The sequence below is a fragment of the Prevotella sp. P5-50 genome (assembly GCF_002251295.1).
GTDB lineage: Bacteria > Bacteroidota > Bacteroidia > Bacteroidales > Bacteroidaceae > Prevotella.
This window is the reverse complement of record NZ_NPJA01000033.1, coordinates 186,312-201,332: the sequence shown is the minus strand read 5'-3', so window position 1 is coordinate 201,332 and position 15,021 is coordinate 186,312. Positions and strand designations below refer to the sequence as shown.

The following is a 15,021-nucleotide window of genomic DNA, read 5'->3' as shown; positions in this document are numbered from 1 at the left end:
TTTTTCCGTAATATTATTAAAAATAAACGGATTGCATTGTGGATAGGCCGATTTTCCTTTGTCGTTTCGTAGAAAATCCTTAATTTTGCATGTCATACAGAAGAATTTTATCATTTAAATAGCATAACATGAACAAGAAAGTTGTAAATACTGTGGTGGTCATCGTCATCTTATTGCTTATCGGTGGCGTGGCATATCTCGCCATCAGTTTGAATCAAGAGAAACAAGCCAACAAGGATATGCAGGAATTGGCGGCTCTCGACAAAAAGGAAATGGAAAACGAATATCAGCAGTTCGCCGACCAATATAATGAAATGAAAACGCGTATCAATAATGACTCTATCGTAGAACAATTGACTCGCGAACAGGAACGCACCCAACAACTTCTTGCTGAACTGAAGAAGACAAAATCTGATGATGCCGCAGAGATTACACGCTTGAAAAAGGAACTCGCGCAGGTGCGTAGCATTTTGCGTAGCTATGTGCTACAGATTGACTCACTCAACCAACTCAATGCAGAGCTGATGAATGAAAATAATCGCGTGCGTGGAGAACTTGCACAGTCTAATCAGCAGAATATGGCATTGGCTTCTGATAATATGTCGCTCTCTGAAAAGGTTGCCGTTGCTGCCCAACTGAATGCAGCTAATATAGATATTGTGATGCTTTATAAGAAAGCATTTTCATCAAGTTCTCGGGATCGTGTTAAACATCCTCATAAAATTGGTGGATCTACCCAAATGAAGGTGCGTTTTGTCTTGACACGCAATGTGACCGCTCAGAATGGTATGCGTACTATTTATGTCAGAGTACTGACACCTGCGGGTAATGTATTGGGAGCTGGTGAACGCTGCAACTTTGAAGGACAGCAGATTGCATGCACTGCAAGAAAAGATGTGGAATATACTGGTGAAGAAAAGCTTATAGAAGTATATGCTCCGAAAACTACACTCACACCTGGTTCTTATCGTGTGCAGGTTATTGCTGATGGACATGAGATTGGTACACGTACCATCGAACTTGAGAAATAATAGAAGATAGACCTTTTTATATTATTTATGAAACGTATTACAGGATATCTATTAGCTACTTGCGTGGCTTTGCCTGTCGGAGCACAAACGACGCTCACCTTAGACAGTTGCAGAGCTTTGGCACTCAGCAACAATAAACAGTTGGCTGTGGCACATGTCAAACAAGACATAGCTGCCAATATGCGCAAGTCTGCCCGTACGAAATATCTGCCACGTGTCAGTGCCTTGGCAGGTTATGAATACACAAGCCGCGAAATATCACTTCTCAGTGATGATCAGAAGAAAACTCTTGGTAATATGGGTACCAATGCGACAGCAGGAATTGGCGGAAAGGCTAACGAGTTGTTGCAGGCTGTACCACAAGGTGTATGGCAACAACTTGGACAGTTGGGATTCACTCCTGAGGGAATCCAACAACAACTTACTGCAGGTATAGGAAGTTTGGCAGGATCGCTCAACCAAGTGGGCGCTGGTATTGTAGATGCTTTCCATACCGATACTCGGAGCATGTGGGCTGGAGCCATCATGGTGACACAACCTGTTTATATGGGTGGTGCTATTACCGCTATGAACCGTATGGCTGATATTGGTGAGCAGTTGGCTGCCAATAGTGCGCATGCTCAACGACAACTCACACTCTATAGCATTGATCAAGCCTACTGGCAGGTTGTTTCGCTCCGCCATAAGCAGAAATTGGCCCAGAGCTATCTCGACCTCGTCAAAAAGCTTGATGGTGATGTACAGAAGATGATAGAAGAAGGTGTGGCTACTCGCTCCGAAGGACTTAGCGTTAGTGTGAAAGTCAATGAAGCAGAGATGACCCTTTCGAAAGTCAATGACGGATTGACACTGGCAAAGATGTATCTTTCCCAGTTGTGTGGACTGCCGATGAATGGAAGTGTTACACTCGCTGATGAGGAAAGTGAGAATATTGCTCAGAACACCTCTTGTGCAAAAGCCGATGTTGCTGTCGCTTTTGAACAGCGTCCGGAAATTCGCATGTTGCGCAATACCCTTGATATGACACAACAATCTGTCAAACTCCTAAAGGCTGGCAACCTGCCTCAGGTGGCTATAGTTGGTGGATATGCTGTTAGCAACCCTAATCTCTTCAATGGTTTCGAACGCAAATTTGGGGGAGTGTGGAATGTTGGTGTGTTGGTACGAGTTCCTGTATGGAATTGGGGAGATGTGACCTATAAGGTGCGTGCTGCTAAGGGCGCATCTGCTATTGCCTCGCTCGAACTCGAAGAAGTGAAAGAGAAAATCGAACTGCAGGTTAGCCAAAGTTCATTCCGACTCAATGAGGCAAGCAAGAAACTTCAACTGGCTATGGCAAGTACGCGCAAGGCGGAGGAAAACCTTCGTACTGCAAATCTCGGATTTCGTGAAGGTGTCATCCAATCCACTACAGTGATGGAGGCACAGACTGCTTGGCTTCAGGCGCAGTCTCAGAAGATTGATGCAGAGATTGATGTGCGCCTCAGTCAAACCAATATGCAGAAAGCACTTGGTACATTGGAAAATTAAGAGAGAATAAACGATACAATAAAGATAGAAAATAGGAGAAAGATATTATGTCAGCAAAATCACAACATAACAACGTACTATTAGCCATCCTGGGATTCACTACAGTTGTGGTGGTTGTGGGAATTATCGGCTTCTTCGCTTTCAGCCATGAAAAGGAAAATATCCAAGGACAGGTGGAAGTTAGTGAATACCGAGTGTCAAGCAAGGTTCCTGGACGTATTCTTGAAATTCGTGTCAAAGAGGGGGATTATGTCAAAGTGGGTGATACACTCGCTATTTTAGATGCCCCAGAAGTACGTGCCAAGATGGAACAGGCCCAGAGTGCAGAGAATGCTGCTGCCGCCCAAGAGGAAATGGCACGTAACGGGGCGCGACAGGAACAGATACAAGGTGCCTACCAAGTATGGCAACAGGCCAAGGCAGGACTTGATATTGCACAGAAGTCATATCAACGTGTGCAACGCCTTTTTGATGAAGGTGTGATGAGCGCCCAAAAGCGCGATGAAGCATTTGCCAACTATAAAGCCATGGAGGCTCAGGCTAAAGCTGCAGAGAGTCAGTATAATATGGCTCGAAATGGTGCACGTCGTGAAGAAAAACAGGCAGCACAAGCACTTGTTGGCAGAGCCAAGGGTGCTGTTCAGGAAGTTACCTCTTATATTAATGAAACTGTTCAGATTGCCCAAATGGAGGGTGAGGTCAGCAATATTTATCCAAAAGTCGGCGAACTCGTTGGCACAGGATCCCCCATCATGACCATTTCTATTATGAGCGATCTATGGGGCACCTTCAACGTGCGTGAGGACCAGTTGGGTGGACTTGCTGTTGGCAAGACCTTCAATGCCTATGTACCAGCTTTCAACAAAACTATTCCTATGAAGGTTTATTATATGAAAGACCAGGGGTCCTATGCTGTATGGAAGGCAACTAAAGCCAACGGTCAGTATGACTTGAAAACCTTTGAGGTAAAGGCACGTCCCACACAGCCACTTGAAGGATTACGTCCGGGCATGTCGCTTGTCATTCAGGACTAACGGAAAATAACATACTTTTTAAATGATATTTTGAAACAGCTTCGACAAATATACGGAATTGCGGTGCGTGAGTGTGGCATTATCTGCCACAACCACATCTATTGGCTCTGTATGGTGGTATTTCCTCTGCTGGTGATGTTTTTTTTCACAGCAATGCTGTATGAGGGGAAACCGCTCAAAATGCCTGTTGGAGTGGTAGATCTCGATAATTCTTCTACTACGCGTAGCATTATTCGTCGGCTCGATGCCTTCCAGACATCACATGTTGTGGCGCGTTATCCCAGTGTGGCTGAGGCACGAAAAGCAATACAGGAAAATCAAATCTATGCCTTTCTTTATATACCCGAAGGCACAACAGATGATCTGATGGCAAGCCGACAGCCGAAGATGTCGTTCTATTATACGCAGACTTCTTTGGTGGCAGGCTCGCTGTTGTTCAGTGATCTCAAAACTATTTCCACATTGGCATCGGCTGCTGTCGGTCAGGCCACACTGCTTGCCAAGGGATTTACTGACGAACAAGCACAAACCTTTCTGCAACCCATAAAGGTCGATTTGCATCCGCTCAACAATCCGACAACAGACTATAATGTCTATCTCTCCACTATGCTTGTGCCAGGATTGATGATGCTCTTCATGTTTCTTATCACTCCATATTCTATTGGCACGGAACTCAAGTTTGGACGCTCCAAACAATGGATGGAGATGGCTGACAATAAGGCATGGGTGGCTCTTATTGGTAAATTCACACCACATGCCCTTGTATTTCTGATACTCACCATGACTTATGCCTACTATGTCTATGGCATACTTGGTTTCCCACATCCGGGTGGAACACTGCGCATTATCATGCTCACACTGTTGCAAGTATTTTCTTCTTTAGGTTTCGGTATCTTTATGTTCGGCCTTATGCCATCTCTGCGTATGTCGATGAGTACCTGTTCGCTGTGGGCAGTGCTAAGTTTCTCAATGGTAGGATCTGCATTTCCTGCCATGGCTATGGATGGTGCTTTGCAGTCGCTGGCATGGCTCTTTCCATTGCGCCATTATTTTATGATTTATCAGACATGTATCTTCAACGACTATCCGTTGGCAGATGCATGGTCGCATATTGCAGTTCTCGTTGCTTTCGCCTTGTTGCCCATATTGGTGGCACCAAAGATTCGCAATGCCATGTTGAACTATGTCTATATTCCCTGACGTGCTATGATGAAAAAACTATTCAAAACCATAATCAGTGGTATATACGACGCTTGTCTCATATGGAAGGATGAGATGCGCCAGACCTTTAAAGACGAGGGTGTGCTCATTTTCTTTATCCTTGTGCCCTTAGGCTATCCGCTGCTCTATTCTTGGATCTATAACAATGAGGTAGTACGTGAAGTGCCTGTTGTAGTTGTAGATGATTCACATTCTTCTGCCAGCCGTCAATTTATACGTTCCTGCAATGCTACACCGGATGTAAAGGTGGTGTGCTATGCCTCAAATATGGATGAGGCCAAGAATCTTGTGGGGCGACAAGTTGCACGTGCCATCTATCATATACCTGCAGATTTCCAGTCGCGTTTGAATCGCATGGAACAGACAGCCGTGGCTGTATTCTGCGATATGAGTACAATGTTGACCTATAAGGCTGCATATATGACAGCTATCAGTGTGACCCAACAGATGAATGGTGAAATTCAAGTCAGATTGTCGGGTAAATATACCCAACGGGAAGAAGAAATACTGACCCAACCGCTTGACTATGATGCCCAACCGATTTATAATCCATCGGGAGGTTACGGATCCTTTATATTACCAGCAGTGCTGATCCTCATACTACAGCAGACATTGGCATTGGGTATTGGCTTGTCTGCCGGTTCTGCACGCGAAACAAACCGTTTTGAAGACTTAGTACCTATACAGAAACACTATCATGGCATTTTCCGTATTGTTATGGGCAAAGGATTGGCTTATTTCATGATTTATGCCATTATGGGCACATACCTCACCGTTGTAGTGCCGAGAATATTTGATTTCCCATGTCTGGCCCATTGGCAAGACCTTCTTGCCATGCTGATACCCTATATTTTAGCTTGTATTTTCTTTGGCATCACCATATCATGCATAGTGCGTTATCGTGAGAATGTTATGCTCTTGGTGGTATTTGCCAGTGTTCCCCTTCTGTTCCTCAGTGGAGTTTCGTGGCCTCAGTCTAATATTCCTGGCTTTTTGCAGGGTATTTCATGGATATTCCCCTCTACCTTTGGTATCCGTGCCTATGTTCGCATGAACTCAATGGGGGCTACCCTCAGCGATGTATTGACCGAATACCGTGTGCTGTGGCTGCAAGTACTGGTATATTTTGTGTTGGCATGCCTTGTCTATCGCTATCAGATACTCTTGATGCGTCGCCATATCTTTGACAGACTACAAGATATGAGGAAGAGAAAAATGGAAAATAGCTGATTTGAGATAAAAGGATAATCATAGTGTGGTAGCAGATTTACGAATCAAATGTCCTGCATATATGATCTACCAAATACTGCATCCGTTGATCAACGGATGCAGTTTTTCCATATATTATGGGTCACTTGCAAAAGCGTGTGGATAGCATAGCACAATAAAAGCAAGCAGGTGTGCGTTTATAGAGTAAACGTTAGAACAAATGGAACAGGATAGACTCATAGCGGAATGCCTGTTGCCAGCCCGCATGCTTGACTGGTTTGACTTGAAGACTGAACGTGTCGAGCAGAAAGGTGACACACAGGTGATTCACCTTTATCTCGATGAGAACGAGCAGAAAGCTGACGACGGAGAAGACCTGCGCCCCAATGGATTTACACGCGAAAGTGTGTTTCACGACATTCCGATTAGAGGTCAGTAAGTACTGCTTCACGTGCTCCGTCTCAGATGGCTTGATGCAGATGGTCACAACGTGATGACCGAATGCAATCTCATTCAGGAGTCCACCCGCTGCTCAACCGAGTTGGCGGATTTTTTAAAAGAAGCGTTTGGAGACGCACCCTATAACGGCCCGTTCGTTTGAGGATGATATCCTTAACTATTTTGTCAATCGCTCTACCAATGCATCAGCAGAATCCCTCAATACAAAGATCAAGCATTTCAGAGCACAACTCAGAGGTATTATTGACCGTAAGTTCTTTCTCTTCAGACTAATGAAGATCTATGCCTAATCCACACACTTTTACTGGTGACCCAAAAGAAGATTGAAAACAAGTAAATCATACATATTTTTATAATTATTATGCAAAATCCCCATCATCTTCCACGTTAATGTGGGGTATGATGGGGAGATTGTTATAGATTTAGCTGTATCTAATGATAGATTACGTCGGTATAAGCGTGTAGATTATGATTTTTTGACACCAACGATTTCGGTTTTGGGTAGTTCCTTGTTGCGGCGGTTCACTACAGTTACAACAGCCTGTGCTAGATTGATGAATGCAATGCCTGTTGCGCTGTCACTATTGAGAGCTGCCGGAGTGCCTTGGTCGCCACTGTCGCAGATGCCTTGTACAAGGGGTATCTGTGCCAAGAGCGGAACCTGCATCTCTTCTGCCAACTGTTTGCAACCTTCTTTACCGAAAATATAATATCGGTTAGTGGGCAATTCTGCAGGAGTAAACCATGCCATGTTCTCTACCAGACCAAGAATGGGGACATTGACTTTCTCGTTGCGATACATGTCGATTCCCTTACGAGCATCTGCTAAAGCTACCTGCTGGGGGGTCGAAACGATTACAGCACCAGTGATAGCGAGTGTCTGCAATAGAGTAAGATGGATATCGCTTGTACCCGGTGGCGTATCGAGAATGAGATAGTCGAGCTCTCCCCAATCGGCATCGGCAATAAGTTGCTTCAGGGCATTGCTTGCCATGCCACCACGCCACAATGTGGCTGTTTCGGGTGAAACAAAGAATCCGATAGACAGAAGTTTTACACCGTAGGCTTCAATAGGTTCAATGAGGTCGCGACCATCCACATTTACTGCATATGGACGTGCATCCTCTACATTAAACATCTTTGGCATAGAAGGTCCGAAAATATCTGCATCGAGCAGACCTACCTTATATCCCAGACGTGCCAAGGCGATAGCGAGGTTTGCTGAAACAGTACTTTTACCCACACCGCCTTTACCGCTACTTACTGCTACCACATTCTTAACTTGTGGTAATAGTTTGCCAACCTCAGGACGTGGCTTTGATTTGAATTCGGTGGTAATCTCTACCACAACGTCTTTGCCACAATGGTATTTAATGGCTGCCTCGGCTGCCTTGACAGTTGATTTAAGAAATGGGTCGGTGTCACGTGGAAATTCAAGCACTACATGAACGCGCCAGGGTTCATTGTCTGCAGACGGTGCGGCAACGGCAGGTTGATCGGCCACCATACCGCTTTCAATAAGGTTTTTCTTGGTGCCTGCATACGTCACAGTCTGCAGTGCATCCATAATCATTTGGGGATATAGTGTCATTTTAATTGTTTGTAATATATAAAAAAGCTGATGGTAACACTGCTATATCGGTATGTCATCACCGTGAAAATTAGAAGTTTACTCCAAAGTTGACAAAGAGGCTACGGGTGTGAGCTGCCTCAAAATCATCGTGGCGCACATTGGCAATACCCAAATCGAAACCGATTTCAGCATAGATCATGTTGTATTCGGCACCGCAACCTAAGCGGAGACCACCATCGAAACGTTGGAAACGGTCGCTGTCGAATGCACTTGATGTTGTGCGGTCTGCATAGTTTTTTATCTTTCCGCCCACACCGAGTGCGATATAACCACCTAAGAAAGGTTGGAGGAAGAAGTCATCGTCAGCATTGATGTTGTATTTTACTACACAGGGAATTTCTATATAACGCAGACGATAGGTTTTTTTGATTCCATCTGACAGACTCTTACCACCCTTTTCTGCATAGTAAGCGCCGGCTTCGAGCCATATTGGAGTATTGTTGGCGAGCTGCAAACCATAGACGGCACCAATGTTTAAACCGGTGCGAGCGTCAAGGTCAAAGGGTGCATCGTCACAACTCGTGCTGGCTGAGTTCAGTCCCAAACGAATACCGTAGTAACTCTCGGTGTCGTTGTGGTTATAGCGGCTGCGGCTGCGATTGGATTGGTACTGTGCAAATGTCGGCATAGCCATGACGGTAGCCAACAATATTAGGATAAATTTTCTCATAGTCGTTGTTGTTTTTGTCTGTTATGTGATGCAAAGATACATATATTTATTGGATTACGGAGGGGGAAAGTCCTAAAAAGCTTAGGTATTTTCCTAATATATCCTAAAGAGGACAATTATTCCGCACGAAAGCGTGACAATCCGTTGTCGAGCCAATCGGTGTATTGTTTCACATCTTCGTTATAGGAGCGACTTGGAGCAAGTGCATGACCGTCGGGGGTCAGCAAAACATAGAACGGCTGGGTATTGGCACCGAACTTGCTTGCTTGTAGGAAACTCCATTTGTCGCCTACAGTACGTAATGTACGCATGCGTTTGCCGTCGTTCACTTCAATGGGTCGTGCCAATGGTGTCTTGTCGTCAACATACAGCGAGATGAGAATGTAGTCGTCTGTTAATCGTTTTGCTACATTGGCATCGCTCCATACTGCCGCTTCCATCTTACGGCAGTTGACACAACCGAAACCTGTGAAGTCGATAATGACAGGCTTACCTTGTGCCCGTGCTGCTTCCATTCCTTGTTCGTAGTCCTTATAAACAGCTTCAACGGTTTTGCCTGATTGCATATTGAAGTCTTGTGTGAACATGGGTGGCGCAAAGGCGCTAATGGCTTTCAGTGGAGCTCCCCACAATCCAGGTATCATATAGATGGTGAAGGCAAAACTGATCAGACCAAGGAAGAATTGTGGGATGGGAGTTCCTTCTGACTTGTCGGCAGGGCCATGACCGGAAAAATGGAGCCATCCCATAAGATAAGCACCAAGCAGAGCGAAGAGGGCAATCCATATTGATAGGAATACCTCACGGTCGAGCAAGCGCCAACCGTATGCCAGATCGGCTACACTGAGAAACTTCATAGCAAATGCCAATTCGATGAATCCCAATACAACCTTAATGGTGGTCATCCATCCGCCTGACTTAGGTACTGATTTAAGCAATGAGGGGAATAGGGCGAACACACCAAAGGGAATGGCGAGTCCGATGCTAAATCCCAACATACCGAGCGTGGGACCAAGTATATTGCCTTGGGTAGAAACAGCTACCAATAGGAAACCTATGATAGGACCAGTGCAAGAAAATGATACCAGTACCAGGGTGAATGCCATCAGGAAGATGGAGAGATGCGCTGTGAAGAATGATTTGCGCATGGAAAGTTGGTCGGCTTTTTCGTCAATCTTGGTGGACCATGACGAGGGCAAGGTCAATTCGAAAGCGCCAAAGAAAGATGCTGCAAAGACGATGAGCAATAGGGCGAAGAAGATATTGAACCATGCATTGGTGCTTAAGGCATTGAGGGCATTAGCACCGAAGAGGGCGGTGACGAGCAGTCCCAATGCTACATAGATGATGATGATGCTCAGTGCATAAGTCAATGCTTCGCGGATGGCTTTCGTACGTTCTTTATTGCGTTTGAGGAAGAAGGACACTGTCATTGGGATGATGGGCCATACACAAGGTGTAAGTAGTGCGAGGAACCCTCCAAGCAGTCCTGCCAGGAAGATGTATAGCAGTGAATCATCGGGAGTGGTATTGTCGAACGATTGTAATTCTTGGGTGATAGGAGTCCAAAGGGCATTGCCTGCTACTGCTGCAGTGTCTGTTGCTGCGGATGTATTAGCAGTACTGTCAATGGCTATACTGTCGTCCTTAGCTGTGCTTTGATCGCTCAGCGTACTGGCATTGTCAATGGACTTTTGTGTCTGTTCTTCTTTATTCGCGTTGTCAACGATTGTGGCTTTACCACTTGTCTTGAAGTTTGCACTTGACGGCGGCATACACATTTCATCGTTGCATGCTCCGTATTCAAGATAACAGTCGATGCTGTAGTTGGCTTGGGTGAAGCGAATCTTCTGCACAAAGGTGGCGGTATGTTCGAAATAGCGAACCTGTTGGTCAAAGAGGTGATCAAACTTGCTAAGTTCCTTACCCTTGGCCTTAAGTTTTCCTACAAGTGTGGCTCCCTGAATTTTTACAGTATTGAAAGTAGCGGAGATAGGACCTCCATTGCCGAGATTAGTGGAATACACATGCCATCCGTTGTCAATCTTGAGGGTAAAGATGATATCGGCTTCTTGGTTGCCGGTTTCTTTCAATTGTGTGTAAACGTGTACAGGATCGGCCAGTTGGGCTTGTGCAGACACAAGGCAGATCATACCTATAATAATAAGGAAAAGTCTTTTCATAGTTATGTCATTTCAAAGTAAGTTCTACTGGACAATGGTCTGAACCATAGATTTCGGTGTGGATGGCAGCGCCTTTCACATCTTCCATCAGTCGTTTGCTGACAAGGAAATAATCAATACGCCATCCTGCGTTCTTTTGGCGAGCTTGGAAACGATACGACCACCATGAATAGGTGGAATCGTCGGGATGTAGTGTACGGAATGTATCTGTAAAGCCTGATTCAAGGAGCGTTGTCATCTTCTCGCGTTCCTCATCGGTAAAACCAGCATTGCGACGGTTAGTCTTGGGATTTTTGAGGTCAATCTCTTCGTGTGCCACATTAAGGTCACCGCAGAGGATGACGGGCTTCCGACTATCCAGTTCTAATAGATACTGCCGAAAGTCATCCTCCCATCTCATGCGGTAGTCCAATCGGCGGAGTCCGTCTTGTGAATTTGGAGTGTAGCATGTCACTACAAAATAGCGGTCCATCTCCAAGGTGATAACACGTCCTTCATGATCGTGTTCATCAATGCCGATACCATAACTTACGACAATGGGTTGATGGCGAGTGAAGATGGCAGTACCAGAATATCCCTTCTTGTCGGCATAGTTCCAGTATGACTGGTATCCGTCATACTGCAAATCGAGTTGGCCTGCTTGCATTTTTGTCTCTTGTAAACAGAAGAAATCTGCATCCAACTGTTTGAAAACATCGCTGAAGCCCTTGCCCTCGCAAGCCCTCAGACCATTGACATTCCATGAAATAAGTTTCATAAGCATTTTGTAAACAAGACGGACTTCTCGTTGTGAGAAGTCCGCCATGTAGTTATTTGATAGGTGAGTCTATCGGTTAGAATTTTGCCATCTTGATGGCTACTACTGCACATTCGTCACCTTTGTTGCCCAATCGTCCGCCTGCTCGATCCTTGGCCTGCTGTAGGTCATTGGTGGTGAGCAGTCCGTAAATGACGGGAATGTTGTTGGTGGCGTTAAGGCGTGCAATGCCTTGGGTCACACCTTGGCAGATATAATCAAAATGTGGTGTCTCACCACGTATTACACTACCGAGGATGATGATGGCATCATAGCCGTCGTTGAGAGTCATCTGGTGTGCACCGTAGATGAGTTCGAACGAACCGGGAACGGTTTTTACATGGATGTTTTCGGGCAATGCTCCGTGTTTCTCCAGTGTGCTAACACATCCCTGCAACAGTGCTCCTGTTATTTCTGGATTCCACTCGGCTACAACAATGCCGAATATCATGTTCGATGCGTCAGGGACTGCATCAAAATCGTAGTCGCTCAGGTTATGAAGTGCTGTTGCCATCTTTATTTATTTAGCAGAAGCACGTTCGATATAAGCGTCGATGTTCTGGTACTGCATTGACTGGAAATACTTCTTCTTGATCTCTTGGTAGAGTTTCAAAGCCTCGTCTTTCTTGCCCTGGCTCTCCAGAATCTCACCGGCCTGAATGAGGAAGGTGGGAGAGAGTGAGTTGTTGTCAGCCATCTTGGCAGCCTTCTTCAAGTGGTCAACGGCCTTGTCATACTGCTTGAGGTTTGCATAAGCATTGCCTAGAGCGCCTTCAGCAGCGGGACTGATCATTTGGTCACCCTTGGTGCTGAAATTTTCGAGGGCATCGGCAGCTTCCTGCCATTTACCGAGGTTAGCTTGGCAGAGACCGATGTACAGCTGAGCCAAATTACCTGCCTTTGTCGAAGAATAGTCGCTGGCTACTTTTTTGAAACCAGTCAGAGCCTGTTCGAATTGTTCGTTGTTGAAGAGCTCCTGACTCTTTGCCAATTCTGTGCTGGCAGCGTCTTCACGTGGAGCAAGATAATAGTTGTTGATGAGGATGCCGCCTACGATGAGAACGACAACTGCTACTACACCGATGATGATGGCTTTCTTGTACTTATCAAAGAATGCCTCTGTCTTGTTTAACTGCTGCTCGGTCTCGACAGCAACTGTTTGGTTTTTGTTTGCCATTATTGTTGTTAGTTTTTTATTTGCGTTTCTGTATAACTCCATAGAGCCAAGTTTTGCGTGGCAAAATTACTCATTTTATTGCAGATACTGAAATTTCTTATAGACTTTTTTCGTTTTTGACTGATAAAAGGTGTAACTTTGCACCATAAATGATACTCAGAAAACTTTCCATCATCAATTATAAGAACATTCGGGAGACTTCTATTGATCTCTCTCCGAAGATGAATTGCTTCATCGGACACAATGGCGCTGGTAAGACGAATGTGCTCGATGCGGTATATTATCTTTCTTTTTGCCGTTCACTTAATAACCCTATTGACTCGCAGGTCATCTGTCACGACGAACCTTTTTGTGTTGTTGAGGGTACGTATGATGATGAACATGAAAACGAAGAACATATTTACTGCGGTTTGAAACGTGGTGTGAAGAAACATTTCAAACGCAATAAAAAGGAATATAAGAGACTCTCTGAACATATTGGATTGATTCCCATTGTTGTCGTTTCGCCTTCCGATACCTTGTTGATTGATGGAGGAGGGGAGGAACGACGTAAGTTGATGGATCTTGTTATTTCGCAGTATGACCGGCAGTATATGACACTATTGACAAACTACAATAATGCATTACAGCAACGTAACATATTGTTGAAACAGGAAAATCCAGGGCCGGATGCGACGTTATTGCAAATCTGGGAGGAACAGATGGCTGAAGCAGGAGAAGAGATTTATCGCCGAAGGTCGGCTTTTGTGACAGAGATACAACCGCTGTTTCAACAGTTTTATACACAGATTTCCTCAGGTTGTGAAAATGTTGGATTGGAATATCTCTCACATGGACAGCGTGGTCCCTTGTTGGATGTCATCTCTCGTGATCGTGCAAAAGATCTTGCCGTGGGCTATTCTTTGCATGGTGTGCATCGTGATGATTTGATCTTTACGCTTGGAGGCAGACCCATGAAACGTGAGGGGTCGCAAGGGCAACACAAAACGTATGTCATTGCCCTAAAGCTGGCTCAGTTTGAACTGCTCAAGCGTACAGCATCTCATACAACACCCTTACTCTTGCTTGATGATATCTTTGATAAATTAGATGCAGGACGTGTGGAACAGATTGTGCGATTGGTGTCTGGGGATGCTTTCGGTCAGATATTTGTAACAGATACAAACCGCACACATTTGGATGCCATCGTTGGATCAACAGCAAGTGACTACCGTATGTTTGAAGTGGATAATGGTAATATCAAACTATTGACAGCCCATGTTTAGAAGACAGACAGAAACTTTGCATGATGTATTGCTGAAGGTGTTGCACAAACAAGGATTAGAGACTCCCATCCTTCAGAAACGCTTGGTAGAGGCTTGGCCTACGGTGGCAGGACCTGTTATTGCGCGTTATACTACTGAAACATATATATACAACCAGACGTTGTTTGTTCGTTTGTCAAATCCTGCCTTGCGTGCAGATTTGTCGATGCAACGGCAGGTGTTGGTGCAACGATTGAATGATGCAGTAGGCGAGCGTGTGATAATTGATATTCGTTTTAGTTGACTATATTGTCATAATTGCATCCATCAGGATGTCGTGGGCATCCACTGGCACTTGGTCAAGAAGTCGATGTGGATAGCAGATTCCTATTTTATAAGTTTGTGGACAAAGTGAAAGGAATCGGTCGTAGTAGCCTTTACCGCGTCCTAACCGATGCCCTTGTTTGTCGAATGCCATTCCTGGTACTATTACGACGTCAATTTTAGCATAGTCCGTGAAAATTTCACCAGTTGGTTCCATAATGCCGAATGCCCCGACTTCCAGTTGATTGGGGGCTGTGTAGTGGTGTATCTGCATTGTAGTGTCGCTGACTACACGAGGCAATAGGATACTTTTTCCTTCGTCAATCCATTTCTGGAAGAGTGGTTCTAAGGGCACTTCGTCGGGGAGCGCACAATAGGCCATTACAATTTGCGCATTGCGGAGGAGTTTATTACCGTCTAATGCTTGCTGTAAAGCAAATGCTTCGTCGGGTGAACCATGTTGTCCACCGCGACGAAGCATTTTCCGTATGTCGTGTTTGGTCATCATAA

At 45.1% G+C, this 15,021-nt stretch carries 15 protein-coding genes and 1 pseudogene; 9 read left to right on the top strand and 7 right to left on the bottom strand.

Features of this window, described 5'->3' with window-relative positions; genetic code table 11:
* Nucleotides 1-128: 128 nt before the first annotated feature.
* The 7 genes and pseudogenes from CIK88_RS07990 to CIK88_RS07960 all read left to right on the top strand — a co-directional run.
* Nucleotides 129-1,031 carry a hypothetical protein gene (locus tag CIK88_RS07990; RefSeq protein ID WP_094435695.1) on the top strand — a complete coding sequence of 301 codons (903 nt, stop codon included), beginning with the start codon at nucleotides 129-131 and terminating at the stop codon, nucleotides 1,029-1,031.
* Nucleotides 1,032-1,058: 27 nt separating this feature from the next.
* On the top strand, nucleotides 1,059-2,561 hold the full coding sequence (locus tag CIK88_RS07985) for a TolC family protein (RefSeq protein WP_094390641.1): 1,503 nt from the start codon (nucleotides 1,059-1,061) through the stop codon (nucleotides 2,559-2,561).
* Between the two features lie 47 nt (nucleotides 2,562-2,608).
* Complete coding sequence (locus CIK88_RS07980; protein ID WP_094390640.1) at nucleotides 2,609-3,595, top strand: HlyD family secretion protein; 987 nt, start codon at nucleotides 2,609-2,611, stop codon at nucleotides 3,593-3,595.
* A 30-nt stretch (nucleotides 3,596-3,625) separates the two neighbouring features.
* Nucleotides 3,626-4,795 (top strand): ABC transporter permease, encoded by a 1,170-nt coding sequence (locus tag CIK88_RS07975; RefSeq protein ID WP_094435693.1) that lies wholly within the window; start codon nucleotides 3,626-3,628, stop codon nucleotides 4,793-4,795.
* A gap of 9 nt (nucleotides 4,796-4,804) precedes the next feature.
* On the top strand, nucleotides 4,805-6,046 hold the full coding sequence (locus CIK88_RS07970) for an ABC transporter permease (RefSeq protein WP_371327159.1): 1,242 nt from the start codon (nucleotides 4,805-4,807) through the stop codon (nucleotides 6,044-6,046).
* 199 nt (nucleotides 6,047-6,245) lie between these two features.
* A complete protein-coding gene (locus tag CIK88_RS12605) occupies nucleotides 6,246-6,464 on the top strand; it encodes a hypothetical protein (RefSeq protein WP_254046873.1) in 219 nt (72 codons plus the stop codon).
* A 160-nt stretch (nucleotides 6,465-6,624) separates the two neighbouring features.
* Nucleotides 6,625-6,774, top strand: a pseudogene (locus CIK88_RS07960) (transposase); the annotation flags it as partial.
* 176 nt (nucleotides 6,775-6,950) lie between these two features.
* Here the strand turns inward: CIK88_RS07960 and CIK88_RS07955 are convergent.
* The 6 genes from CIK88_RS07955 to CIK88_RS07930 form a co-directional block, all read right to left on the bottom strand.
* On the bottom strand, nucleotides 6,951-8,075 hold the full coding sequence (locus tag CIK88_RS07955) for an Mrp/NBP35 family ATP-binding protein (RefSeq protein ID WP_094390638.1): 1,125 nt from the start codon (nucleotides 8,073-8,075) through the stop codon (nucleotides 6,951-6,953).
* 70 nt (nucleotides 8,076-8,145) lie between these two features.
* The gene (locus tag CIK88_RS07950) at nucleotides 8,146-8,787 is read right to left on the bottom strand and encodes an outer membrane beta-barrel protein (protein ID WP_094435689.1); all 642 of its coding nucleotides are present in this window, start codon (nucleotides 8,785-8,787) and stop codon (nucleotides 8,146-8,148) included.
* A gap of 116 nt (nucleotides 8,788-8,903) precedes the next feature.
* Complete coding sequence (locus CIK88_RS07945) at nucleotides 8,904-10,970, bottom strand: protein-disulfide reductase DsbD (RefSeq protein ID WP_094435687.1); 2,067 nt, start codon at nucleotides 10,968-10,970, stop codon at nucleotides 8,904-8,906.
* Between the two features lie 7 nt (nucleotides 10,971-10,977).
* Nucleotides 10,978-11,727, bottom strand: coding sequence for an exodeoxyribonuclease III (locus tag CIK88_RS07940; RefSeq protein WP_094390635.1), 750 nt, complete (start codon nucleotides 11,725-11,727; stop codon nucleotides 10,978-10,980).
* Between the two features lie 76 nt (nucleotides 11,728-11,803).
* Nucleotides 11,804-12,280 carry a 6,7-dimethyl-8-ribityllumazine synthase gene (gene ribH / locus CIK88_RS07935; protein ID WP_094390634.1) on the bottom strand — a complete coding sequence of 159 codons (477 nt, stop codon included), beginning with the start codon at nucleotides 12,278-12,280 and terminating at the stop codon, nucleotides 11,804-11,806.
* A gap of 6 nt (nucleotides 12,281-12,286) precedes the next feature.
* A complete protein-coding gene (locus CIK88_RS07930; protein ID WP_094390633.1) occupies nucleotides 12,287-12,943 on the bottom strand; it encodes a tol-pal system YbgF family protein in 657 nt (218 codons plus the stop codon).
* A gap of 149 nt (nucleotides 12,944-13,092) precedes the next feature.
* On the opposite strand from CIK88_RS07930, the gene CIK88_RS07925 reads away from it, so the two are divergent.
* Together CIK88_RS07925 and CIK88_RS07920 are read left to right on the top strand one after the other, a co-directional pair.
* Nucleotides 13,093-14,208, top strand: coding sequence for a DNA replication/repair protein RecF (locus CIK88_RS07925; RefSeq protein WP_094435685.1), 1,116 nt, complete (start codon nucleotides 13,093-13,095; stop codon nucleotides 14,206-14,208).
* On the top strand, nucleotides 14,201-14,491 hold the full coding sequence (locus tag CIK88_RS07920) for a DciA family protein (protein WP_094390631.1): 291 nt from the start codon (nucleotides 14,201-14,203) through the stop codon (nucleotides 14,489-14,491). The genes CIK88_RS07925 and CIK88_RS07920 overlap by 8 nt, the downstream gene beginning before the upstream one ends.
* Here CIK88_RS07920 and CIK88_RS07915 read toward each other — a convergent pair whose 3' ends face one another.
* Nucleotides 14,492-15,019: a 5-formyltetrahydrofolate cyclo-ligase gene (locus tag CIK88_RS07915; protein WP_094435683.1), complete on the bottom strand. Its 528-nt coding sequence runs from the start codon at nucleotides 15,017-15,019 to the stop codon at nucleotides 14,492-14,494.
* Between the last annotated feature and the right edge of the window lie 2 nt (nucleotides 15,020-15,021).

Excerpts from the sequence above, each read along its gene's own strand:
- CIK88_RS12605 (WP_254046873.1), top strand. The coding sequence starts at position 6,246 with ATGGAACAGGATAGACTCATAGCGGAATGCCTGTTGCCAGCCCGCATG.
- CIK88_RS07925 (WP_094435685.1), top strand. The coding sequence starts at position 13,093 with ATGATACTCAGAAAACTTTCCATCATCAATTATAAGAACATTCGGGAG.
- CIK88_RS07945 (WP_094435687.1), bottom strand. The coding sequence starts at position 10,970 with ATGAAAAGACTTTTCCTTATTATTATAGGTATGATCTGCCTTGTGTCT.
- CIK88_RS07920 (WP_094390631.1), top strand. The coding sequence starts at position 14,201 with ATGTTTAGAAGACAGACAGAAACTTTGCATGATGTATTGCTGAAGGTG.
- ribH (WP_094390634.1), bottom strand. The coding sequence starts at position 12,280 with ATGGCAACAGCACTTCATAACCTGAGCGACTACGATTTTGATGCAGTC.
- CIK88_RS07980 (WP_094390640.1), top strand. The coding sequence starts at position 2,609 with ATGTCAGCAAAATCACAACATAACAACGTACTATTAGCCATCCTGGGA.
- CIK88_RS07955 (WP_094390638.1), bottom strand. The coding sequence starts at position 8,075 with ATGACACTATATCCCCAAATGATTATGGATGCACTGCAGACTGTGACG.
- CIK88_RS07930 (WP_094390633.1), bottom strand. The coding sequence starts at position 12,943 with ATGGCAAACAAAAACCAAACAGTTGCTGTCGAGACCGAGCAGCAGTTA.
- CIK88_RS07915 (WP_094435683.1), bottom strand. The coding sequence starts at position 15,019 with ATGATGACCAAACACGACATACGGAAAATGCTTCGTCGCGGTGGACAA.
- CIK88_RS07950 (WP_094435689.1), bottom strand. The coding sequence starts at position 8,787 with ATGAGAAAATTTATCCTAATATTGTTGGCTACCGTCATGGCTATGCCG.
- CIK88_RS07985 (WP_094390641.1), top strand. The coding sequence starts at position 1,059 with ATGAAACGTATTACAGGATATCTATTAGCTACTTGCGTGGCTTTGCCT.
- CIK88_RS07940 (WP_094390635.1), bottom strand. The coding sequence starts at position 11,727 with ATGAAACTTATTTCATGGAATGTCAATGGTCTGAGGGCTTGCGAGGGC.
- CIK88_RS07970 (WP_371327159.1), top strand. The coding sequence starts at position 4,805 with ATGAAAAAACTATTCAAAACCATAATCAGTGGTATATACGACGCTTGT.
- CIK88_RS07990 (WP_094435695.1), top strand. The coding sequence starts at position 129 with ATGAACAAGAAAGTTGTAAATACTGTGGTGGTCATCGTCATCTTATTG.